Origin of the sequence: Geothrix sp. 21YS21S-4, from assembly GCF_030845995.1 — a bacterium.
Classification (GTDB): Bacteria; Acidobacteriota; Holophagae; order Holophagales; family Holophagaceae; genus Geothrix.
Genome location: NZ_CP132719.1, coordinates 878,739 through 898,270 on the forward strand (window position 1 = coordinate 878,739; position 19,532 = coordinate 898,270).

The 19,532-nt window shown below is 69.1% G+C and carries 16 protein-coding genes; 8 read left to right on the plus strand and 8 right to left on the minus strand.

What is annotated here, in order from left to right; genetic code table 11:
- Nucleotides 1-20: 20 nt before the first annotated feature.
- Nucleotides 21-1,421 carry an FAD-binding oxidoreductase gene (locus tag RAH39_RS04010; RefSeq protein WP_306591516.1) on the plus strand — a complete coding sequence of 467 codons (1,401 nt, stop codon included), beginning with the start codon at nt 21-23 and terminating at the stop codon, nt 1,419-1,421.
- Complete coding sequence (locus RAH39_RS04015) at nt 1,418-2,764, plus strand: (Fe-S)-binding protein (RefSeq protein WP_306591517.1); 1,347 nt, start codon at nt 1,418-1,420, stop codon at nt 2,762-2,764. Before RAH39_RS04010 ends, RAH39_RS04015 begins: the two co-directional genes overlap by 4 nt.
- Before the next feature lie 66 nt (nt 2,765-2,830).
- Here RAH39_RS04015 and RAH39_RS04020 read toward each other — a convergent pair whose 3' ends face one another.
- The 3 genes from RAH39_RS04020 to RAH39_RS04030 form a co-directional block, all read right to left on the minus strand.
- Nucleotides 2,831-5,641, minus strand: a complete 2,811-nt coding sequence (locus tag RAH39_RS04020) for a M20/M25/M40 family metallo-hydrolase (protein ID WP_306591518.1) — start codon at nt 5,639-5,641, stop codon at nt 2,831-2,833.
- A gap of 104 nt (nt 5,642-5,745) precedes the next feature.
- The gene (locus RAH39_RS04025; RefSeq protein WP_306591519.1) at nt 5,746-7,059 is read right to left on the minus strand and encodes an aminotransferase class I/II-fold pyridoxal phosphate-dependent enzyme; all 1,314 of its coding nucleotides are present in this window, start codon (nt 7,057-7,059) and stop codon (nt 5,746-5,748) included.
- A gap of 175 nt (nt 7,060-7,234) precedes the next feature.
- A complete protein-coding gene (locus RAH39_RS04030; protein WP_306591520.1) occupies nt 7,235-8,650 on the minus strand; it encodes a pyridoxal phosphate-dependent decarboxylase family protein in 1,416 nt (471 codons plus the stop codon).
- Between the two features lie 104 nt (nt 8,651-8,754).
- On the opposite strand from RAH39_RS04030, the gene RAH39_RS04035 reads away from it, so the two are divergent.
- Nucleotides 8,755-9,021, plus strand: a complete 267-nt coding sequence (locus tag RAH39_RS04035; protein WP_306591521.1) for a toxin-antitoxin system HicB family antitoxin — start codon at nt 8,755-8,757, stop codon at nt 9,019-9,021.
- Nucleotides 9,018-9,380 carry a type II toxin-antitoxin system PemK/MazF family toxin gene (locus RAH39_RS04040; RefSeq protein WP_306591522.1) on the plus strand — a complete coding sequence of 121 codons (363 nt, stop codon included), beginning with the start codon at nt 9,018-9,020 and terminating at the stop codon, nt 9,378-9,380. The genes RAH39_RS04035 and RAH39_RS04040 overlap by 4 nt, the downstream gene beginning before the upstream one ends.
- On the opposite strand, the gene RAH39_RS04045 is transcribed toward RAH39_RS04040, so the two are convergent.
- The 4 genes from RAH39_RS04045 to RAH39_RS04060 form a co-directional block, all read right to left on the minus strand.
- On the minus strand, nt 9,377-10,144 hold the full coding sequence (locus RAH39_RS04045; protein ID WP_306591523.1) for a carbonic anhydrase: 768 nt from the start codon (nt 10,142-10,144) through the stop codon (nt 9,377-9,379). The genes RAH39_RS04040 and RAH39_RS04045 overlap by 4 nt on opposite strands.
- 325 nt (nt 10,145-10,469) lie before the next feature.
- Complete coding sequence (locus RAH39_RS04050) at nt 10,470-11,756, minus strand: ABC transporter permease (protein WP_306591524.1); 1,287 nt, start codon at nt 11,754-11,756, stop codon at nt 10,470-10,472.
- 2 nt (nt 11,757-11,758) lie between these two features.
- On the minus strand, nt 11,759-12,985 hold the full coding sequence (locus RAH39_RS04055; protein ID WP_306591525.1) for an ABC transporter permease: 1,227 nt from the start codon (nt 12,983-12,985) through the stop codon (nt 11,759-11,761).
- Nucleotides 12,986-12,992: 7 nt separating this feature from the next.
- Nucleotides 12,993-14,213, minus strand: coding sequence for an efflux RND transporter periplasmic adaptor subunit (locus RAH39_RS04060; protein ID WP_306591526.1), 1,221 nt, complete (start codon nt 14,211-14,213; stop codon nt 12,993-12,995).
- Between the two features lie 149 nt (nt 14,214-14,362).
- Between RAH39_RS04060 and RAH39_RS04065 the strand changes: the two genes are divergently transcribed.
- From RAH39_RS04065 to RAH39_RS04080, 4 genes are all read left to right on the plus strand, one after another.
- On the plus strand, nt 14,363-16,750 hold the full coding sequence (locus tag RAH39_RS04065; protein WP_306591527.1) for a TonB-dependent receptor: 2,388 nt from the start codon (nt 14,363-14,365) through the stop codon (nt 16,748-16,750).
- Between the two features lie 111 nt (nt 16,751-16,861).
- On the plus strand, nt 16,862-17,023 hold the full coding sequence (locus RAH39_RS04070; protein ID WP_306591528.1) for a hypothetical protein: 162 nt from the start codon (nt 16,862-16,864) through the stop codon (nt 17,021-17,023).
- The gene (locus RAH39_RS04075) at nt 17,013-18,029 is read left to right on the plus strand and encodes a ChuX/HutX family heme-like substrate-binding protein (protein ID WP_306591529.1); all 1,017 of its coding nucleotides are present in this window, start codon (nt 17,013-17,015) and stop codon (nt 18,027-18,029) included. Before RAH39_RS04070 ends, RAH39_RS04075 begins: the two co-directional genes overlap by 11 nt.
- A 50-nt stretch (nt 18,030-18,079) precedes the next feature.
- Nucleotides 18,080-18,574, plus strand: a complete 495-nt coding sequence (locus tag RAH39_RS04080) for a ferritin (protein ID WP_306591530.1) — start codon at nt 18,080-18,082, stop codon at nt 18,572-18,574.
- 46 nt (nt 18,575-18,620) lie between these two features.
- Here the strand turns inward: RAH39_RS04080 and RAH39_RS04085 are convergent, their stop codons facing one another.
- Nucleotides 18,621-19,460, minus strand: a complete 840-nt coding sequence (locus RAH39_RS04085; protein ID WP_306591531.1) for a transporter — start codon at nt 19,458-19,460, stop codon at nt 18,621-18,623.
- Nucleotides 19,461-19,532 lie beyond the last annotated feature (72 nt).

Here is a 19,532-nt window from a genome sequence, read left to right on the forward strand (position 1 = left end):
GCCAACCACAGGAGGAGCAGATGCTCGACAAAGGGGTTGTGGAAAAACTTCACGCCATCGTTGGCAAGGACAACGTGCTCACCCGCAAGGTGGAGCTGGTCGCCTACAGCTACGACGCCACCGCCGACATGCCCCGGCAGATGCCCGACGTGGTGGTGATGCCCACCACCAGCGACATGGTCCAGGAAGTCGTCAAGCTGGCGAAGGCCCATGACCTCGCCATCTATCCCCGTGGCGCGGGCTCGAACCTCAGCGGCGGCACCATTCCGTTCAAGAAGGGGATCGTCCTCTCCTTCCAGCGGATGAACCAGATCCTGGAGATCGACACGGCCAACCTCACCGCCACGGTGCAGCCCGGCGTCGTCATCGCGGCGCTGAACGCCGCCATCGCCCAGCACGGCCTCATCTATCCGCCCGATCCCGGCACCGTCGCCACGGCCACCATGGGCGGCTCCAGCGCCGAGAACTCCGGCGGGCTGCGCGGCCTGAAGTACGGCGTGACCAAGAACTACATCATGGGCATGGAAGTGGTCCTGGCCAGCGGCGACAAGGTGCGCTTCGGCGGCAAGACCGTGAAGAACGTCACCGCCTACGACTTCTCGAACCTGTTCATCGGCTCCGAGGGCACCCTCGGGATCACCACCGAGCTGACCTGCAAGCTGATCCCCGCGCCCAAGTTCCGCCGCACCATGATGGGGATCTTCAGCACGCTGGAGGACGCGGGCAACGCCGTCGCCGGGATCATCGCGGCGCACGTCATTCCCGCCACGCTCGAGATCATGGACAACAAGACCATCCGCACCGTCGAGGCCTTCGCCAACATCGGCCTGCCGGTGGACGCCAAGGCCCTGCTGCTGTGCGAAGTGGACGGCATGTCCCAGGACCTCGTGGACTCCGAGGCCCAGGCGGTGGTCGAGGTGCTCAAGCGGAACAACTGCGAGTACAAGGCGGCGAACACCGACGCCGAGCGCGACCAGCTGTGGCTGGCCCGCCGCAACGCCCTGCCGGCGCTCGCGTCGCTGGACAACACCTGCATCGTCGAGGACGCCACCGTGCCCCGCAGCCGCATCACCGAGATGCTGGTGGCCTGCGAGCAGATCGCCGAGCGCCACGGCGTCACCATCGGCACCTTCGGCCACGCCGGCGACGGCAACCTCCACCCGACGATCCTCTACAACATGTACGACGAGGACCTCACCGCCCGCGTCCACCTCGCCATCGACGAGATCTTCGCCACGGCGCTGGCCCTCGGCGGAACCCTGTCCGGCGAGCACGGCATCGGCATGGCGAAGATGAAGTACCTCCGCAACGAGCTGGGCCAGAGCGGGCTCGACCTGATGCGCACCATCAAGGAGGCGCTGGATCCTGACTACCGCCTGAACCCCGGGAAGATGGTGCCCCTGCCCGAGGTCGTGGCATGAGCGCGGACACCGCCCTTTCCGCCGCCTGTACGGCGCCCACGTACCACGACGACCTGCGCCTGGTGCGGGACGAGATCGACAAGTGCATGAAGTGCGGCAACTGCATGGCCGTGTGTCCCGTCTACTCCGTGGACAAGGACGAGATGGCCGTGACCCGCTCCAAGATCGCCGTGGCCGACGCCGTCCTGAAGGGCGACCTGTCCCTGGACGATCCCGAAGTCTCGGACATGGTCTTCAACTGCCTGGTCTGCAAGTCCTGCATGAGCAACTGCCCGACCAAGGTGGGCTACGACCGCATCGCCCTCGGCTTCCGCGCTGCCCTCGTGCGGAAGAACGGCCTGCCGTGGCTGAAGAAGCTGATCTTCTCCGCCCTCAAGAACCCCAAGGCCTTCGGCGCCGCCATGAAGGTGGGCGCGTCGCTGTCCGGCATCGCCTTCAAGGGCGACCGCAAACTGAAGGCCATCTCGCCCCGCTCGCCCTTCGCCCTGGTGGGCGGCAGCGTCGGGTTCGACGCCGAGCGCAAGCTGCCCGAGCTGACCGTCAAGCCGCTCCAGGAGCGCGTCCCCGACGTGGTGCGCCCCGCGGAGGTCAAGGTGAAGGCGGCCTTCTTCACCGGCGATTCGCTCAACCACTTTTATCCCGACACCGGCCAGGACCTGATTGACGTCCTGGTGGAGAACGGCGTGGAGGTCCACATCCCCAAGGCCCAGGCCTGCTGCGGGATTCCGGTGCTGGTCCACGGCGATGCCGAGACCGCGCGCCGCATGGCCCGCCACAACCTCGACACCTTCGAGGCCACCGGCTGCGACTACCTGGTGACGGGCTGCGGCTCCTGCGGCGGCGCCTGGCAGCACGACTACGTGGACCTGCTGGCCGGCGATCCCGTCTACAAGGTCAAGGCGGAGCACTGGGCCAAGCGCACCTACGACGTGTCCACCTTCCTCACCAAGGTGCTGTCGTTCCGCCAGCCCAAGGGCACGGTGGAGACGGTCGTCACCTTCCACGATTCCTGCCACCTGAAGAAGGGCATGAAGGTCTTCGCCGAGCCTCGCGCCATCCTGAAGAGCATTCCCGGCGTGCAGCTCAAGGAGATGTCGGCGCCCGACACCTGCTGCGGCAGCGGCGGCTCCTACGTCCTCTCCCACTACGAGACGGCGGCCACCATCGGGAAGAACAAGGCCGCGGACATCGACCGCACCGGCGCCGACATGGTCTCTACGGGCTGCCCCGCCTGCATGATGCAGCTCCTGGAGAACGTCAACCGCCACGGCCAGAAGCAGACGGTGAGCCACTACATCTCCCTGCTGGCCGAGTCCTACCGCCGCGAGAAGGCCGCCTCCTAGGCGTCCGGATCGGCGCAGACAGGAAGGCCCCGGTCGTCGACCGGGGCCTTCCTGCTTTCCGTCCGCTCAGCCCTTGGCCAGTTCCGCCGCGAAGCCGTCCAGGGCGCGGTAGTAGGGCTCGATGCTGGGGATGTAGTGGCGCTCGCCCGCGGCGTGGGGGCCGATGCCCGTCTGGCCCCACACCACGCCCTGGCCCCCGGGCGCGAATCGCGCGGAGGTGCCCGCGCCCTTGCGGCCCAGGCGCGCCTCGCCGCCCGCGCTGCCGATCCCGGCGAGCAGCGCTTGGAGGTGGGGATTTTGGGGATCGCAGGCGACGCCCGGCTCCCACGCGGAGGGCTGGAATTCCAGCCCCTGTTCCGCGGCCAGGGCCTCGATGTCCGCCCGCAGGCCCGACACGTCGTCCTGGGGGATGGGGCGGATCTCCACGCCAAGGGCGCCCAGGTCGGGCGTGATATTGAAGATGCCGGGCGTCCCCACCTGGATGTAGGCGAAGCGGGCCAGGGACTGCCAGCCGTCGGGCGAGGCCAGCGTCAGGCGTCGGGCGAACAGGCCCCGCAGCGCCTCCCGGGCGGCCAGGAGGCGCTCCGTGAGATCCGCGCCGCCTCCCAGGCCGCTGTGGGCGCGGGCGCCCCGGGCTAGCAGCTCGAAGCGGAGCACGCCGCGGTTCTCGGTGCAGACCTCGCCCCACAGTTCCGTGCCCTTCTCGCCGGTGCGCTCGCCCGCCACGAAGAGCGCCGGAGCGTAGCCCGTCTCCCGCTTCAGGATCTCCAGGACGTGCGGCGTGCCCATGGGCTCCAACTCGCCGTTCTCCTCGTTCCCCACCAGCAGCAGGTTCACGGGCGGATAGGGCGTGCCCTTCTTGAGGACGTCCTTCATCCACACGAGGTAGGTGGCCACCACGGTCTTCATGTCCGCCGCGCCGCGCCCCCACAGGTAGTCGCCCTCCACCTTCGGCTCGAACTGGCTGTCGTCCGGCTCCGGCGCCACCACGTCGAAGTGGCCGCTGAGCATGGCCGGGGCCGTTTCGCCCCCGGGGAAATGGGCGAGCACCGCGGGAAAAGGGCCGTCGTGGAAGACGCGGACAGGGACGCCGTGGTTGCGGAGGTAGTCGCAGATGAAGGTGTGGGCCCGGTGGATCTCGGGTAGCCGCTCCTGGGGGCACGCGGTGACGCTGGGGATGCGCACCAGGCGCTGGGCCAGGGCGACGATCTCGGCGGCCTTGTCGGGGTAGTCCGCGTCCACCACGGTCTCGGGCCGGGGACTGAAGCGCACCGGCGCCGCGGGATCCAGCTCGACCTCGTCCCGGGCCCGCTCGACGAAGTCCTGGAGCTTGCCTTCCTCGCCGCGCAAATCGGCGAGGTGGGCGGTGACGGTCTCCACCTCGTCGCGCACCTGGGCCTTGCGGGCCTCGCCCAGCTCCACGAGCAGCTCGGGAGGCACCACGTCCGAGCTGCCCAGCTTCGCCTGGAGGCGCTGGCGGATCCTCTCGGCGGTGCTGGGCGCGCCCGCGACCTGCTCCCGCAGCGGCTGGAGGTCGTCCCAGTAGCCCAGTGCCTCCGCCAGCGGCCGGAGCTGCTGGAGCGTCCAGTCCAGGAAGGCGCGCAGCGCCACGGGCTTCGCGGTGAGCGGGTCCTCGATGACGGCGCGCAGCCCCTCGCGGGCGGCGAGGTTCTCGTTGCGGCGGGCGCGGGCGATGTCCTCGGCGTCGTAGCGGAACCCCCGCGCGAATTCAGGATCGCCGTAGAAGCGCAGCAGCAGCAGGTGCTTGAGGGTGAGGTTCGCCACGTCCAGCGCCAGTTCGTGGCCCGGGTCGTCGGTGCGCACCTCCACGCGGGCCATGGGCAGGTCGATGCGGGCGAACAGGTTCTGCCGCTCGATCTGGGCGGCCATGTCCTCCACGTTCCGCGTCTCGCCCGCGGCGAACAGGCCCCGCGCGTAGATGTCGTGGAGCTGATCGCTGGTCACCTGGATCAGCCGCTCCACGGGCTCCGCCTGGGAGCGGGCGCGGACGGGGATCCAGTTGTTGTTCCCGAAGCGGACGCCGCTGCGGACCAGGTCGTAGGACAGGCGCAGGTAGTCGGGATGGCTGCGGTTCAGGTCCGCCACGTCCAGGGCCGGCGGGTTGGGGAAGGTGAGGTTCCGCACGGATTCGTAGGGCGTGAGCCGCACCACGGGCCGACCGTTCTCCTCCGAGGCCTGGAGGGGCGTGCTCGCGCTGGTGGCGATGAACAGGGCCGCGAAGGCCCGCATCAGCCGCGTGCCCGTGATGTAGACGCCGTTCTTGTAGTCGTCCAGGTGGCGGTCCCCGCGCTGGGCGTCGGGCAGGTGCATGAAGTCCCAGGCCAGCATGGGCTCGGGCAGGCTGAGGTTGGAGTGGGTGCCGGCGGTCGCGAGTTCCGTCCCGTACATCTCGACGCAGCGCTGGAGGTAGCGGCGCTTGGCCAGGTGCCAGGACTCCGGCACGCAGTCCGGGCCGATTTCGGGCAGGACGAGGAGGTTGCCGTGCCAGTAGTGGAGCGGCTCGCCGAAGGCCCGGCCGGCCTTCGCCAGGGCGTTGATCAGCGCCGCCTCCAGCAGCCGCCCCTCGTAGACCGCGCCCTTGGGCGTGTGGTACGGCCGCGTCACCCACTCGATCATCCAGTGGAAGACTTCGAGCTGGTGGTACTCCTCGGTCCACGGCGCCAGCACCTGCGAGCGCAGGTAGTCCACGAAGGACATCCGATCCGGCCCCGTTCCCACCGTCAGCAGGGGCCGGAACTGCGGATCCACCAGGTTCCACTCCAGCTCCAGCCCGCACAGCCCGCCCCCCGGCCGCGTCTCCAGCGCCGTCTGCCGCGCCAGCTGGAACTTCTCGACGAAAGCGTTCAGGTCGAACACGGATACTCCGGACTCATCGGGAAAGAAACTGCGAACCACCAAGTCACCAAGAACTGCGAAAGAAATTCGATTTGTCTTTCTTGGTGCCTTGGTGGTGATCCTTTTCAGTTCTGAAGGGTCTTCAGGGCTTCCATCAGCCGCTCCGCGGCGCCCTGGGTGCGCTCCACGGGCGTGGCGTAGGAGAAGCGGATCCACTCGGCGCCGTAGGGGCTGAAGAAGGCGCCGGGGACGACGGCCACGCCGTGGTTCTCGGCGAGGTGCTGGCCCAGGGGCTCGGAATCGGCCCAGCCCTGGGCGGCCACGGCGTCCGCCACGCGGATGAAGGCGTAGTAGCCCTGGCCGATGATGTGGGTCAGGCCCTGGTCCTTCAGGAAGCCGCGGAGCCAGGCGCGGCTGGCGCGGGTGGGATCGGCGATGGGCGCGGAGGCCTTCCGGAAGCCCATCTCGTAGGCGGCCATGGCCACGGCCAGGCTGAAGAAGGAAGGGATCACGGTGTGCGAGGCCTGGGCGACGATCACCTTCACCACGGCTTCGTCCGCCAGCAGGTGGCAGTTGCGGACATTGGATCCGCCGAGGCTCTTGGTGATCCCGTCGAGGATCATCAGGCGCTTGCGCAGCTCCGGCTCGAAGGCGCGCAGCAGGACGTTGACGTCGTAGGGCTCGCCGTCGCCCACGGCGTGGTACATCCAGTCGAACAGGACGAAGGCCACGCCCGCTTCCAGCGCCGCGCGGGCCAGGGCGATCTGGCGATCCAGGGTGAGGGTCTGGCCCGTGGGGTTGTCGGGGCTGGTGATGACCAGGCCCGCGACCTTGCGGCCGGATTTCGCGGCCTCGGCCACGCAGGCCCGGATCCCCTCTTCGGAGTAGGCCCAGCCTTCCTCGGCCCGGCCCGGCGCCCACATCACGTTGGCGCCGATGCCGTAGGGGCCCCAGTTGTAGCTGATCCACGGCACGCGGCTCACCACCACCACGTCGCCCTGGCGGCCGTGGCCCAGGGCCAGCATGGCCTGGTAGGCCTTCACCAGCCCGTCGCGCCCGCCCTGGGTGCCGATGACGTTGGCCGGCCCCCAGCCGGTGGCCGCGTCGAGCTTCCAGTACTGCTCCGCCACGGCCCTTCGGTAGGCATCGGTGCCGAAGGGCATGTCGTAGGCCGTGCCGTGCTGCTTCTGGAGCGCGAAGGCCCGGTCCAGCAGCGCCTCGGGCACGCCGGGCAGCGACGCGCCGCCATCGCCCTGGCTGGCGTCGAAGACGGGCACGCCGGGCTGCTTCTCCTGGAACACCTTCAGCGACTTGTTGATGAGGAACATCCGCGACGGCGGGATGGGCGCCAACCGGCCCAGGTGGTCGCCCACGGGGACGAGGTTCCCTTCGGATACAGCGAAGGCAGGCGTCTCGGGAGAGAGCAGCGGCGTCGACACGGAGCCTCCAGGGCGGGCGGGGGACCGATATATGAAAAGGTCGTCCCCGCGGAAGCGCGAGGGACGACGGGCGTTTCGCCAGGATAGCAGGTCAGACCACCCGACCGACACCTCGAATCTCCCGAATGCAACGGGAAAGTCCGGGATTTTGACGGTTCGTCGGAGAAGGGCGGGTTCACTCCGCCTGGGCTGCCTCCACGAGGGCCCGCCACAGCGCCTCGACGTGGCGCCGCTCCGTGGGCTCCGCGCCGATGCTGACGCGGAGCATCTGCGTTCCCTTGAGGACCGACGGCGTGAGGTAGGCGCGGCCGCTCTCGTTCACGCGGCGGGCGATGTCGAGGTTGTGGGCGGCGTGCGCGGCGGCGTCCAGGCCGGGCTTCAGGTGGCGAAGGCAGACGGTCTGGAGGGGCACCGGCGCCAGGCGCTCCCAGTCCGGCGCGGCGTCCACCTGCGCCTTCAGCCACTGGGCGTTGTCCAGGTCGCGGCGGAGGCGGGCCTGGAGGCCCTCCACGCCCACGTCCATCAGGTAGAACCACAGCTTCAGCGCGCGGAAGCGGCGACCCAGCTGGATGTGCCAGTCCCGGAAATTGGTCACCTGGCCGTCCTGCGCGGTGCGCAGGTAGCTGGGATTGGTGCTCATGACCCGGATCAGGTGCTGGGGGTCGCGCACGTAGTAGGCGCTGAGGTCGAAGCCCACGCCCATCCACTTGTGGGGGTTGAACACCACGCTGTCGGCCCGCTCCACGCCGTCCCACATCCAGCGGCACTCGGGCAGGACCATGGCCGTCCCGGCGAGGGCGGCGTCCACGTGCAGCCACATTCCGTGGGCCTCCGCCAAGTCCGCGAGGGCGGCCACGGAATCCACCGCGGTCGTTCCCGTGGTCCCCACGCAGGCCACCAGCGCGCAGGGGCGCAGGCCGATTTCGAGGTCCTTCTCGATGGCCGCGCGCAGGAGGTCCACGCGGATGGCGTGGTCGTCGTCCGTGGGGATCAGCCGGAGGAAGCTGCGGCCGAAGCCCGCGAGGAGGGCCGCCTTCTCGATGGAGCTGTGGCCCTGGTCCGTGGCGTAGACCACCAGCGGCGCCTCGCCGCTCTGGAGGCCCTCGCCGTTCTGGGCGTACTCGGAGGCCCGCTCCCGCGCGCAGAGAAGGGCGGTGAAGGTGGCGGTGCTGGCGGTGTCGTGGATGACGCCGGTGAACGCCGGGCTGAGGCCCACCATCTGCCGGAGCCAATCCATGACCACTTCCTCGACTTCGGTGGCGGCGGGGCTGGTCTGCCAGCTCATTCCCTGCGCGCCCAGCCCCGAGGCGGCCAGATCGCCGAGAATCGACGCGTAGCTGGTGTTGCTGGGGAAATAGGCGAAGAATGACGGGTGATTCCAGTGGGTGATGCCGGGCAGCACGTCGCGCTCGAGCGCCGTGAGGGCCTGGGCCACGCGGCCCCCGTGGAGGGGCGGATGATCCGGGAACGCAGCTCGGATCTCGCCGGGTTGCGCGGGGCTCATGACGGGCAGGCGCTCCAGGCCTTCGCGGTAGTCCGCGATCCAGTCCACGAGCTGATATCCGAGGCGGCGGAATTCTTGGGCGTCCATCCCTCCATGGTGGCCGGAAGCGGAGCGCCGCGCGATCAGCGCCGCGCAAGGCAGGGTTGCTTCCGGCGCGGGGATGCCTAGAATGATGGCAAAGGATGCAATCAATGTTCACCACCACCCTTCGCCTCGACGACGACCTGGGCCGCTTCCTCCGCGAGGCGGCGGACGCCCAGGACATGAGCGTCAACGGCTGGGTGGCGGACCTGCTGCGGCGGGAGCAGGCCGCGGCGGCCCGGCGCAGGTTGGCCGCGGATTGGGCCGCCTATGGCAAGGATGAGGCGGCCCAGGACGTGGACTACGCCTTCTCCGCACAGGCGGACGTGGCCGCCGAGCCTCCCCACCGGACCTACCGCGCCCGGAAATCGAAATGATCCGGGAGGATCTGCCCCGGTGCTCCCGCGGCGAGATCTGGCTGCTGGATTGGAACCCGCGGCGGGGCTCGGAGCAGGGCGGTTTCCGGCCCGGCCTCATCGTCCAGTCGGATCTCGGCAATCACGCGCCGGGAGCGCGCACCACCATCGTGGTCCCTCTGACCACCCAGGCCCGGCCCTACGTCTTCTACGTTCCCCTCCCCAAGGGAAAGGACACCGGCCTGCCCGCGGATTCCTGGGCCAACGCCACGCAGCTCTTCACGGTGGACAAGAGCCGACTGGCGAAGCGCCTGGGCCGGGCCTCCGCTGAACAGCTGGAGAGCCTGGCCCAGGCGCTGGCGGGGGTCCTGGAAATCTAGTGGTGCTGGGCGACGGTGGCCGCCTTCACTTCGACTTCCTTGAAGAACTGGACCTTGCCGGAGGCCAGGTTGTAGACGGCGGGGACCACGCGGATCTTGCCGGCCGCGGCCAGGTCATGCAGCAGGACGGAGCGGTCCAGGATGGAGTGGGCCTGGCGCTTGGCGTTGGCTTCCTCCAGGCGGGCGGTGTGGCCCTTGGCGTCCTCGTTGGGATCCTGGGGCGTGCTCTCCAGCAGGCCCGCCATGCCGGCCTGGAGGGACCACAGGTTGCCCGGCAGGGGCTGGCCGTTGGCCTCGCGGACGGCCTTCACGGCGCCGCAGCTGGTGTGACCCATGACGACGATCAGCTTGGAGCCCAGGTGGGCGGCGGCGTATTCGGCGGAAGCGATGCCCTGCAGGTCGGGGGCGTTGCCCGCTTCGCGGATGGTGAACAGGCGGCCCATCTCCTGATCGAACACCAGGCTGTCGGGCACGCGGCTGTCCGAGCAGGTGATGATGGTGGCGAAGGGGGACTGGCCCTTGGCCAGGGTCGTCCGCAGCGCCGCGTCGTTGCCCGTGTCCACGGTGCGCACGCGCTTGCCGGCGACGAAGCGGCCATTGCCGTCCGTCAGTTCGGCCAGGGCGGCTTCCGGCGTCGCGGGGATGCCCGAGACGGAGGCGGCCGCGGGCGCCGCGGCCTTGGTGGTCGGATGGGCGGCGTGGCTCTGGGCTCCGAGGGAGAGCGGAGCGAGAAGGGCGAGCGTTGTGAAAAGGCGGAGGTTCATGATGGCTCCTGTGGTGTTTTTCCTGGATCGTCCCCCTTAAAGGAAGTCTTAAATTCGTGCGATCCCCAGAAAACACGGCCCATTAAACGCGATCAGGCGCTTAATGAGCCGGCGGAAGAAGCGCTGCGGCGAGGGGAGTTATTCGTAGCGCAGGGCCTCGATGGGATCCTGTTTCGCGGCCTTCAGGGCGGGCCGCGGGTCCCCCTCCGCGAGGCGAAGCCGAGTGGGAGGACGCGCCGGCGGCGCGTCCGTTCGCGGGGGAGCAGGCGCCGTGCGCCGAGCCAAAGGCGAGCGCCCAGGCGCTGGCCCACGGGCGATGGGAAGCCTATTCGTAGCGGAGGGCCTCAATGGGATCCTGTTTGGCCGCCTTCAATGCGGGCCACAGGCCGAAGATCAGCCCGACGGCGGTGCTGACGCCGAAGCCCAGGACGATGCTCCAGATGGGCGCGGCGGCGGGGAATTCGAAGGCGAGCCGCACCAGCATGGCGATCCCCAGCCCCACGGCGATGCCGACGGCGCCGCCCACGCCGGTCAGCGTGACGGCCTCCACCAGGAACTGGGTGGCGATGTCCCGGCGGGTGGCGCCCAGGGCCTTGCGGATGCCGATCTCCCGGGTGCGCTCGGTGACGCTCACCAGCATGATGTTCATGACGCCCACGCCGCCCACCAGCAGCGCGATGGCGGCGATCAGGATCATGGCGCCCGCGATGCCGCCGGTGATCTGCTGGAAGGTCTTGAGCTGGGCCTCGCTGGTGAAGATGGCGAAGTCGTTGGGCTGGTTGGCCCGCAGGCCCCGGCGGGCGCGGAGGATGGCCACTTCCTGGTCCATCATGTCGTACATCCGCTTGGGGTCCTTGGGAACGGTGGCGATGTGGATGGTGTCGCCGGTGCCGTTCTTGATCTGGGGGAACATGTCGTCGAAGGTGCTGATGGGGATCAGCAGGATGTTGTCGGCGTCGCCGCCCAGGAAGCTGCCCTTCTTCTCCAGCAGGCCCACCACGCTGAAGGCGATCCCGTTGATCAGCACCTGGCGGCCGATGGGATCCTTCCGCCCGAACAGGGCGGTGGCGGTCTCGGGCCCGACGACGCAGGCGCGGGAACTGTGGGTGATGTCGGCGTCGCTCAGGAAGCGGCCGTCCTGGACGAAGGCGTTGTTGGAGGGCGCGTAGTCGGAGTTGGTTCCCACCAGGGTGGGGCCGTTGGCCTCGGTGCCTTCGGGGGTCTTGACCGTGAGGGAGGCGCCCGCGGCCCCGAAGAGGTAGCGCTCCTGGGAGACCGCCGCCGCCAGCGTGGCGGTGCGCTTGAGGGCCTCGGCGTCCTCGATGGTGAGGTTCCGCCGGCGCTTCTGGTCCTCGGGCAGGGGACCGCCGCCGCCGAAGCGCGGCTCGTACTTCTGGAACTGGACGAGGGTGGTGCCGAAGGCGCTGAAGCTGTCGGTCACCGCCCCGTTGAACCCCGACACGAAGCTCACCATGGCGATGACGGTGGCGACCCCCGCGACGATTCCCAGCAGCGTGAGGAAGCTCCGCAGCTTCTGGGCCACCATGGCCCGGAAGGCGAACCGCACGTTCTCGCCCCCGATGGCCCCGAATCCCGTTTTCCGGCTGCGCATGGTCACTCCGCCCGGATCGCGTCGATGACGACGAGGTTGGAGGCGCGGTAGGCGGGGAGGAAGCCCGCCAGGAGGCCCACGAGGGTGCTGAGGAGGATGCCCGTCAGCACGATTCCGGGCGTGATCTGGGCGGGGAAGTCCGCCAGGGCCCGGATGGTGAAGGCCCCCGCGGAGCCCACCAGGACGCCGATCACGCCGCCGCCTGCGGAGAGCAGCGCGGCCTCCAGCAGGAACTGGCGGCGGATGTCCTTCTTCTTGGCGCCCAGGGCCATGCGGACGCCGATCTCCTGGGTGCGCTCCACCACGCTCACCAGCATGATGTTCATGATCACGATCCCGCCCACGCCGAGGCTGACGCTGGAGATCAGCATCAGCAGGAGGAAGGCGGCGCTGCTGATGGCCTTCCACAGCTGCTGGAGGCTCTCCTGGGTGAGGATCCCGAAGGGATCGGGGCTCTTGAAGCTGGTGTGGCGCATGGCGCGGAACATGGCCCGCACCTCGTCCATGGAGGCGTCCAACCCTTCGACGCCGCCCCGGGCCTTGATGTGCAGCTCCAGGGTCTCGTTGGCGGCCATGAAGTTCTTCCGGTAGACCTGGAGCGGGATGTAGATCCGGCCGTCCTGGTTGAACCCGATGCTGCGGCCCTGCTTGGGCATCACGCCGATGATCCGGAAGGGCAGGCCCCGGATGAGCAGGATCCGGCCCACGGGGTCCAGGTGGGGGAACAACTCTTCGCGGGTATTGGCCCCGATCACCGCCACGGCCTGGGAGGCCTGGTTCTCGTTGTCGCTGAAGTAGCGGCCCGATTCCATCTCCAGGTTGAACAGCGTCCCGAAGTTGGCCGTGGCGCCGATGACCACCACGTCCGGCAGGCGCTTGTCGCCGTAGTTCACGGGCATGGCGTTGCCCGAGGCGGCGGACACCTGGCTGGCTTCCTTCAGCAGCCCGCTGGACAGGCGCTCGTACTCCGTCCAGGTGATGGGCGGGCGCTTGACGGCGTCCAGGAACTCCTTGCGGCTGCGGATGATCCCGAACTTCTGGACGATGAACACGTCCGGCGCCAGGACGATGATCTTCTCCTTCACGTAGGTGTTCAGGCCGGAGATCACGCCCACCACCGCCACGATGGTGCTCACGCCGATGATGACGCCCAGCAGCGTCAGGAAGCTGCGGAGGGTGTGCGCGCGGATCGCCCGCACGGCGGAGCGGAGGAGTTCGGTGTAGTTCATGGACGGCTCAGCCCTTGGGCTCTTCCTTCTTCTTGGCCTTCTCCACGCGGACGTCCTCGCCGCCCTTCAGGTCCCGGAGCGCGCGGTTGGGGCCGGTGATGAGGGTCTCGCCGCCCTTGAGGCCCGAGAGCACTTCCACGGACAGGTCGCCCATGAGGCCGGTCTTCACCGGGACGAACTTGGCCTTTCCGCCCTCCTGGAGGAACACGCCTTCCTCTTCGCGGGGCGCGCCGGGCTGGCGGGTTTCGCCGGGCTTGAGCTTGATCTCCCGCATCACCAGCGCCTGGAAGGGAATGGCCAGCACCTGGTCGCGGTTGCCGGTAAAGATGTCCGCCTGGGCGGACAGGCCGGGCTTGATGGTGAAGGGCGGATTCTTGATCCAGACCTTGACCTTGAACTTGGTGGCCTCGTTGGCGGTGGTCTTGAGGATGGGGCTGCCGCCCACTTCGGTGACCTGGCCCTGGAAGACCTCGTTGGGATAGGCGTCGATCCGCACTTGGGCCTCCTGGCCCAGCTTCACGCTGGGGATGGAGGCTTCGTCCACTTCCATCTCGGCCTCCACCTTGCTCATGTCCGAGACGGTGAGCAGAACGGTGCCGGCCTGGTTCTGGATGCCGGGGACGGCGGTTTCCCCTATCTCGATCCGGCGGGCGGTGACCACGCCGTCCATGGGGGCGGAGATGGTGGAGTAGCCCAGGCCCACGTTGGACTGGCTGACGTTGGCCCGGGCCTGCTCCGCGCGGCGGCGGGCGGTTTCCTCGGCGGCCTGGGCCGTGTCGAAGGTGGTCTTGGCGCGCTCGAAGTCGGCGGTGGCGATGATGCCGGCGGAGCGGTTGGCCTTGGCGCGCTCGAAATCGGCGCGGGCCTGGACGAGGTTGGCCGTCGCGGAAGCCAGGTCGGACCGGGTGGCGTGGAGGTTGGCCTGCATGGCATCGGCATTGGCCTGCGCGCTGCGGGGATCGATCTCCATCAGGAACTGGCCCTTGGTGACCCGGTCGCCTTCCTTCACGGCGAGGCGCGTCACCTGGCCCATCACGTTGGCCGAGATGTCGGCCTTGGTCACCGCCTGGATCCGGCCGTTGGCGCTCACCTTGGACTGGATGTTCTCCTTGGCCACCGTGGATATCTGGACGGCGGTCCCCTTGTCCTTCGTCCCTGCCACGATGAGGCCCGCGACGAGGACGACCACCAGGCCGCCAGCGATGATCCACACCTTTTTCCGCTTCATCTCGAAAGCCTCCCCGCGCGCTGAACGTATTCATGATCTTCGCGCAGGCCCTTCAAGGGTTTAGTAAAAGGTTGAGGGTCTAAATGAAAAAAAATTCTATTGACGGGATCGCATTTTTTTGGAAATGATTTCCATCTGGAGGCTTTTCCATGGTGCCTAGCGGTTCCCGTCCCCTTGTCCTGGCCCTGCTCGCGGCGGGTTCCGCCTTCGCCGCGGCCACCAGCGGCCAGATGTCCGGCCGCGTATCGGATGACCGGGGACGGCCCGTGGCCGGCGCGACGCTGGTGCTGTCCAACCCCGTGTCGGGCTACCGCCAGCAGGCGAAGACCGACGCCCAGGGTACCTTCACCTTCCGGAACGTGCCCTTCAACGCCTACCACCTCGACACCCGCGCGCCGGGGCTGGTCGCCACCCACCAGGACGTGGACGTCCACAGCCAGTTGCCCCTCCAAGTGGCGGTGGGCCTCAAGCCCGAGGGCGCCGTCGTGGTGGTGGAGGAGAACCTCCGCCTGGTGGAGGACCATCCCTCCACTCACCTCTCCATCGACAAGACCACCATCGAGCGCGCGCCGGCGCCGGTCCAGAGCCGCGCCATGGAGAGCATCTTGCTCACCACTCCGGGCTTCATCGCCGACGAGAACGGCCGCTTCCACTTCCGCGGGAGCCACGGCCAGATGACCTACGTGGTGGACGGAATCCCGGTATCCGACCAGGTCCACGCCACCTTCAGCAACAGCATGGATCCCTCCCAGGTCGAGAGCATGGAGGTGATCACCGGCGGAATCTCCGCGGAGTACGGCGGCAAGCCCGTGGTGGTGGTGAACCTCACCACGAAATCGGGGCTGGGCACCCCCGGCGGCTTTGAGGGCGAGGCCACCTTCGGCGCCTCGCGGTTCCGCACCTCCGAGGCCGGATTCTCCGCGCGCGGCGGGAAGGACGCCTTCGGGTGGTTCGTGAGCGGCGCCGCCAGCGAGAGCGACCGCTTCCTGGATCCCGTCAATTTCGAGAACCTGCACAACCACGGGAAGACCGGCCGGGCCTTCTCGCGCTTCGACTGGATCCTCGGCAGCCAGGACACGCTGCGCTTCTCGCTGTCCGGGGGCCGCACGGACCGGGAGGTGGCGAATCTGGTCTCCCAGCAGGCCCAGGGCCAGGATCAGCGCGCTACGACGTCGGATTTCAACGCGAGCCTGGCCTGGGCGCACCTGTTCAGCGCCGCGCAGAGCCTGGACGCCTCCGTGTTCTACCGGGCCTCCCGGGCGGAGCTGAAGCCCAGCGAGGACCTGGCCGACGGCTTTTCCGCCGCGCCGCGGCCGGATTCCCCCTACTGGGCGAAGCAGGACCGCACCCTCGACAACCTGGGCGTCCAGGTGGCCTTCACCCAGCGGTGGGGCAAGGAGAACCTGCTGAAGGCGGGCGTCCAGCACATCGCCTTCCCCATCCACGAGGACTTCCGCTTCGCGGTCACGGACGACGCCGCCGTGGCCGATCCGTCCGACCCGCTCTATCCCTACACGCCCGCCGGCGGCGGCCGGATCTTCCGGTTCGACGCCCGGATCCGGCCGACGCTCACCTCGGCGTTCATCCAGAACGACATCCACCTCGGTTCCTTCTTCCTCGCCCTGGGCCTGCGCCACGACGCCTACAAGGTGGAGGACCTGTCGGACAACCTGTTCCAGCCCCGCGTGGGCCTGAGCTACCACTTCGAGACGGGGACCGTCCTCCGCGCCAGCTACGACCGCCTGCTGGTTCTCCGCGAGAACGAGAACCTGGCGCTGTCGCTGTCGCAGGAGGCCTGGGATCTCGGCCCCAACGCCGGCACGCCGCGGCAGCCCCTGCGCCCGGAGCGCCAGCACTCCTACAGCTACGGCGTGGAGCAGCAGCTGGGGCGCGCGGGCCGGGTGATGGTGGAGTACTGGGAGAAGCGCAGCCGCAACGCGGGCGACAACGCGCAGTTCCTCAACACGGGGGTGCTGTTTCCTGTGGGCGCCGACCGGGGCCTGTTCCGCGGCATGAACGTCCGCCTCGACCTGGTGCCCGTGAACGGCTGGTCCGCCTACCTCAGCCTGGGCCGCACCCGGGCCATCTTCCAGGCGCCCCTGGTGGGCGGGCTCCAGCTGGAGGCGCCGGAAGCGGCCCCCGGCGAGCGGTTCCTCATCGACCACGACCAGAAGCTCAGCGCCCAGGCGGGCGTGACCTACGAGCACCAGGGATTCACGGCCCAGGTCATCGGCCGCTACGATTCGGGCCTCGTGGCGGGCGATCCCACCGAAGTGGCCGGGAATCCGGACTACGACTTCGGGTCGCGCTACGTGCGGCTGGATTCCGAAGGGACCTGGCGCATTCAGCCGCGCACCACCTGGAACCTCAGCGTGGGCCAGGAGTGGACGCTGGCGGACCACCACCGGCTGGCGGTGGGCCTGGACCTGCTGAACGCCACCGACGAGAAGGGCCTGTACAACTTCCTCAGCACCTTCGGCGGCACCCACGTCATCCCGCCCCGCACCCTGGCCGCCCGCGTGAAGTGGAAGTTCTAGCAGGTGTGATTAAAATCATACTGAGACTTAATCTCAATATGTGTAATCTGGTTCCGGTGGGGTCCGCCGGGCCCATCCCGGACTCGGCGTCACCTTCCGCAGGAGGTTCCGATGATCCGCGTCCGGGGTTCCGTGGAAGCTCTCAAGGCGCTCCTCGCGCCGGGCGATGAGCCCCGGGCGGAGCGGAGGCCGGCGTCGCCGGCGGACCGGAAGGAGGCCCCTCGCGCGGCGGCGGGGCCCGCGGCGGCCGGGGAGGTGCGGAATGCTGAGTGAAGGGAACTGGATCGGATCGTTCACGGCCGGGGAAGCCCGGAGCAGGGAAGGCGGACCTTCGGATCTGGAGGCGCTCCACGCCCGCGAGGACATCCGGCTGATGCCCCTCCAGCGGAACGCCCGGGGCCTCCTGCTGGACCTTCCTTCGCTGGGGCGCGTGGACTACACCACCCGCAACGCCTGCGTCACCTGCACCCGCCGGGAAGCGGTCAAGGTCGTCCTGCCCGGTGACGAGGGCGCCACCCTGTTCGGCGACGCCAGCGGCCTGCGGTGGCTGGATGCCTCCTGGCGGCACACGGTGGCGGTGCTCAGCCGCACCATGGACTTCACCGACACGCCGCCCTGCCTTCTGCTGTTCGGGGAAGGCGGCGACCTCGCCCACCAGGTGACGCTGCCGGATCCCGCCGCCTGGGAGGCGTTCATCACCCTGGTCCGCCGTCACCACGGCTGCTGGAACTGCCTGCGGCACCGCCCCGCCGCCGCGGGCCCCGTGGTCCCGAAATCCCTCGACTGCCCCGTGTGGATGCTGCGCGAGGCGTGGAGCCAGGCGGAATCCGACCGCGACCTGGAGGTCCGGCTGGATGGCCTCGGCATCGACCGCCTTCTCGCGCTGCGGGCCATGGAGGGCCTCTACACCCACCTCGTCCCCCGGCACGACCTGGCGGGCTTCCTCCAGGGATTGGCGGACGCGGGTCTGCCGGTTCACGCCCAGGTGGGCAACCGCCACTGCACCCAGGTTCTCGAATCTCCCGTGGAGGAGCTGGTCCTGGGCTCCCAGGGCTGGACCTTCCGGATGGGCGACGCCGCCCTGGAGCTGGATCCCTCCCGCCTCGACGGGATCTGGTCCGTGACCCAGCCCACCCCTTCCGGCGAGCGCCACCGGCTGGAGTGCTACGACGCGGCCGGGGAGCGGGTCCTGGCCTTCGCCAGTCCCCAGGCGCCGGATGCCCTGGCGCGGCTGGGCTGGCAGCGGCTGCTGGGCCGGTTGGATGGGCTCTCCTTCTGAGCCCTCGCGCTAGACTCTTCTTCATCCCATAGCGGAGAAGGAGGTCATTCGTGATCAGCAAGACCATGCAGGACGCGCTGAACGCTCAGATCAACCTGGAGCAGTATTCCGCCCAGCTGTATCTGGCCATGGGCGCCCATTGCGCCGGCAAGAGCTTCAAGGGCTTCGCCCACTGGCTGGCGGTGCAGGCCTCCGAGGAGACCGCCCACGCCGCCAAGCTGATCACCTTCCTCCTGGACCGCGGCGGCAAGCTGGAGCTGCAGGCCATCGCCGCGCCCCCCAAGGATTTCGGCGGCGTGATCCAGGTCTTCGAGCAGACCCTGGGCCACGAGAAGACCATCACCGCGAGCATCAACGCCTTGTTCGAGCTGGCCCGGGCCGAGAAGGACCACGCCAGCGAGATCGCCCTCCAGTGGTACGTCACCGAGCAGGTGGAGGAAGAGGCGGGCGTGGGCGAGATCGTGGATCACCTGCACGCCGTCGGCGATCAGGGTGGGGCCATCTGGTACCTGGACTCCAAGATGGGCAAGCGCGGGAAGAGGTAAGCCGCCGCCAGCTTCCGGAGGGGCCGCTGCTGCGGCCCCTTCGCTTTCAGGGCGTCCGCGCGGCCTTCCCGAAGGGGTGCTCGAAGCTGAGGTAGAGGAGCAGGGCCGTCTCCCCGCGGGTGGGGCCCACGCCGAAGGGCACCGCCACCCCGGGCACGACCTGGAGGCCGCCGGGAAAGTCGTAGGCCCAGCGGATGCCGGGGCTGAGGTAGGCCGCGCCCTGGCCCTGCACGGATCCGGGGCCCATCACGCGCTGGGTGCGGGTGTAGAGATACTCCAGCATCAGGTTGAACCGGGGGGCCGCCAGCCAGACGAAGCTCTGGCCCAGCTCCCAGTCCCGCGTCGTCGCCCGGGCCGCGGCGGTGCCCGCGCGCGGGGTGAGGGTGCCGCCGGCGTTGAAATGGCCGACCAGGCTTGGACCGAGGGTGAAGCTCACCGGCAGGCTCACCTGATACCCGGCCGCGCCCTTGCCGTAGCCGTCCTCGGCGTCGCCCGTGGGCAGCAGGAGGGAGAACCGGGGCGCCACGGCCAGCGCGGCGTCCCCGTCGCCCACCAGCTGGTAGCGGTAGTTCAGGGCGACGTCCCCGAAGCCCTGCCTCCGGCCCGGCGCCGCGCCGATCCGCTGCCAGGGCAGGGTGTAGCTGAGCTGGTGGGCGATCCCGCCGACCGGCCATTCCTGGGTGAAGACCGCGGTCCAGTCCCCCGTCCGCCGGTCGCGGGTGAAGGTGTTGATGTGCTGCACCACGCCCGGGTCCTGGTTGTAGGCCTCTTCCACCAGGAAGGAGTTGTCCTGGATGGGACCGGGCGGCCGGTCCTGCGCGGCCAGGGAGGCGGCGAGGAGGAGGGCCGGCCAGCCGGCGCGGAGGGGGGAGAGCGTCGCGGACATGGCGCCGATGATGGGTCTCGCGCCGGGGTGAAAGCGATACTTCGTGATACGATGGTCATTTACCGCCGCCAG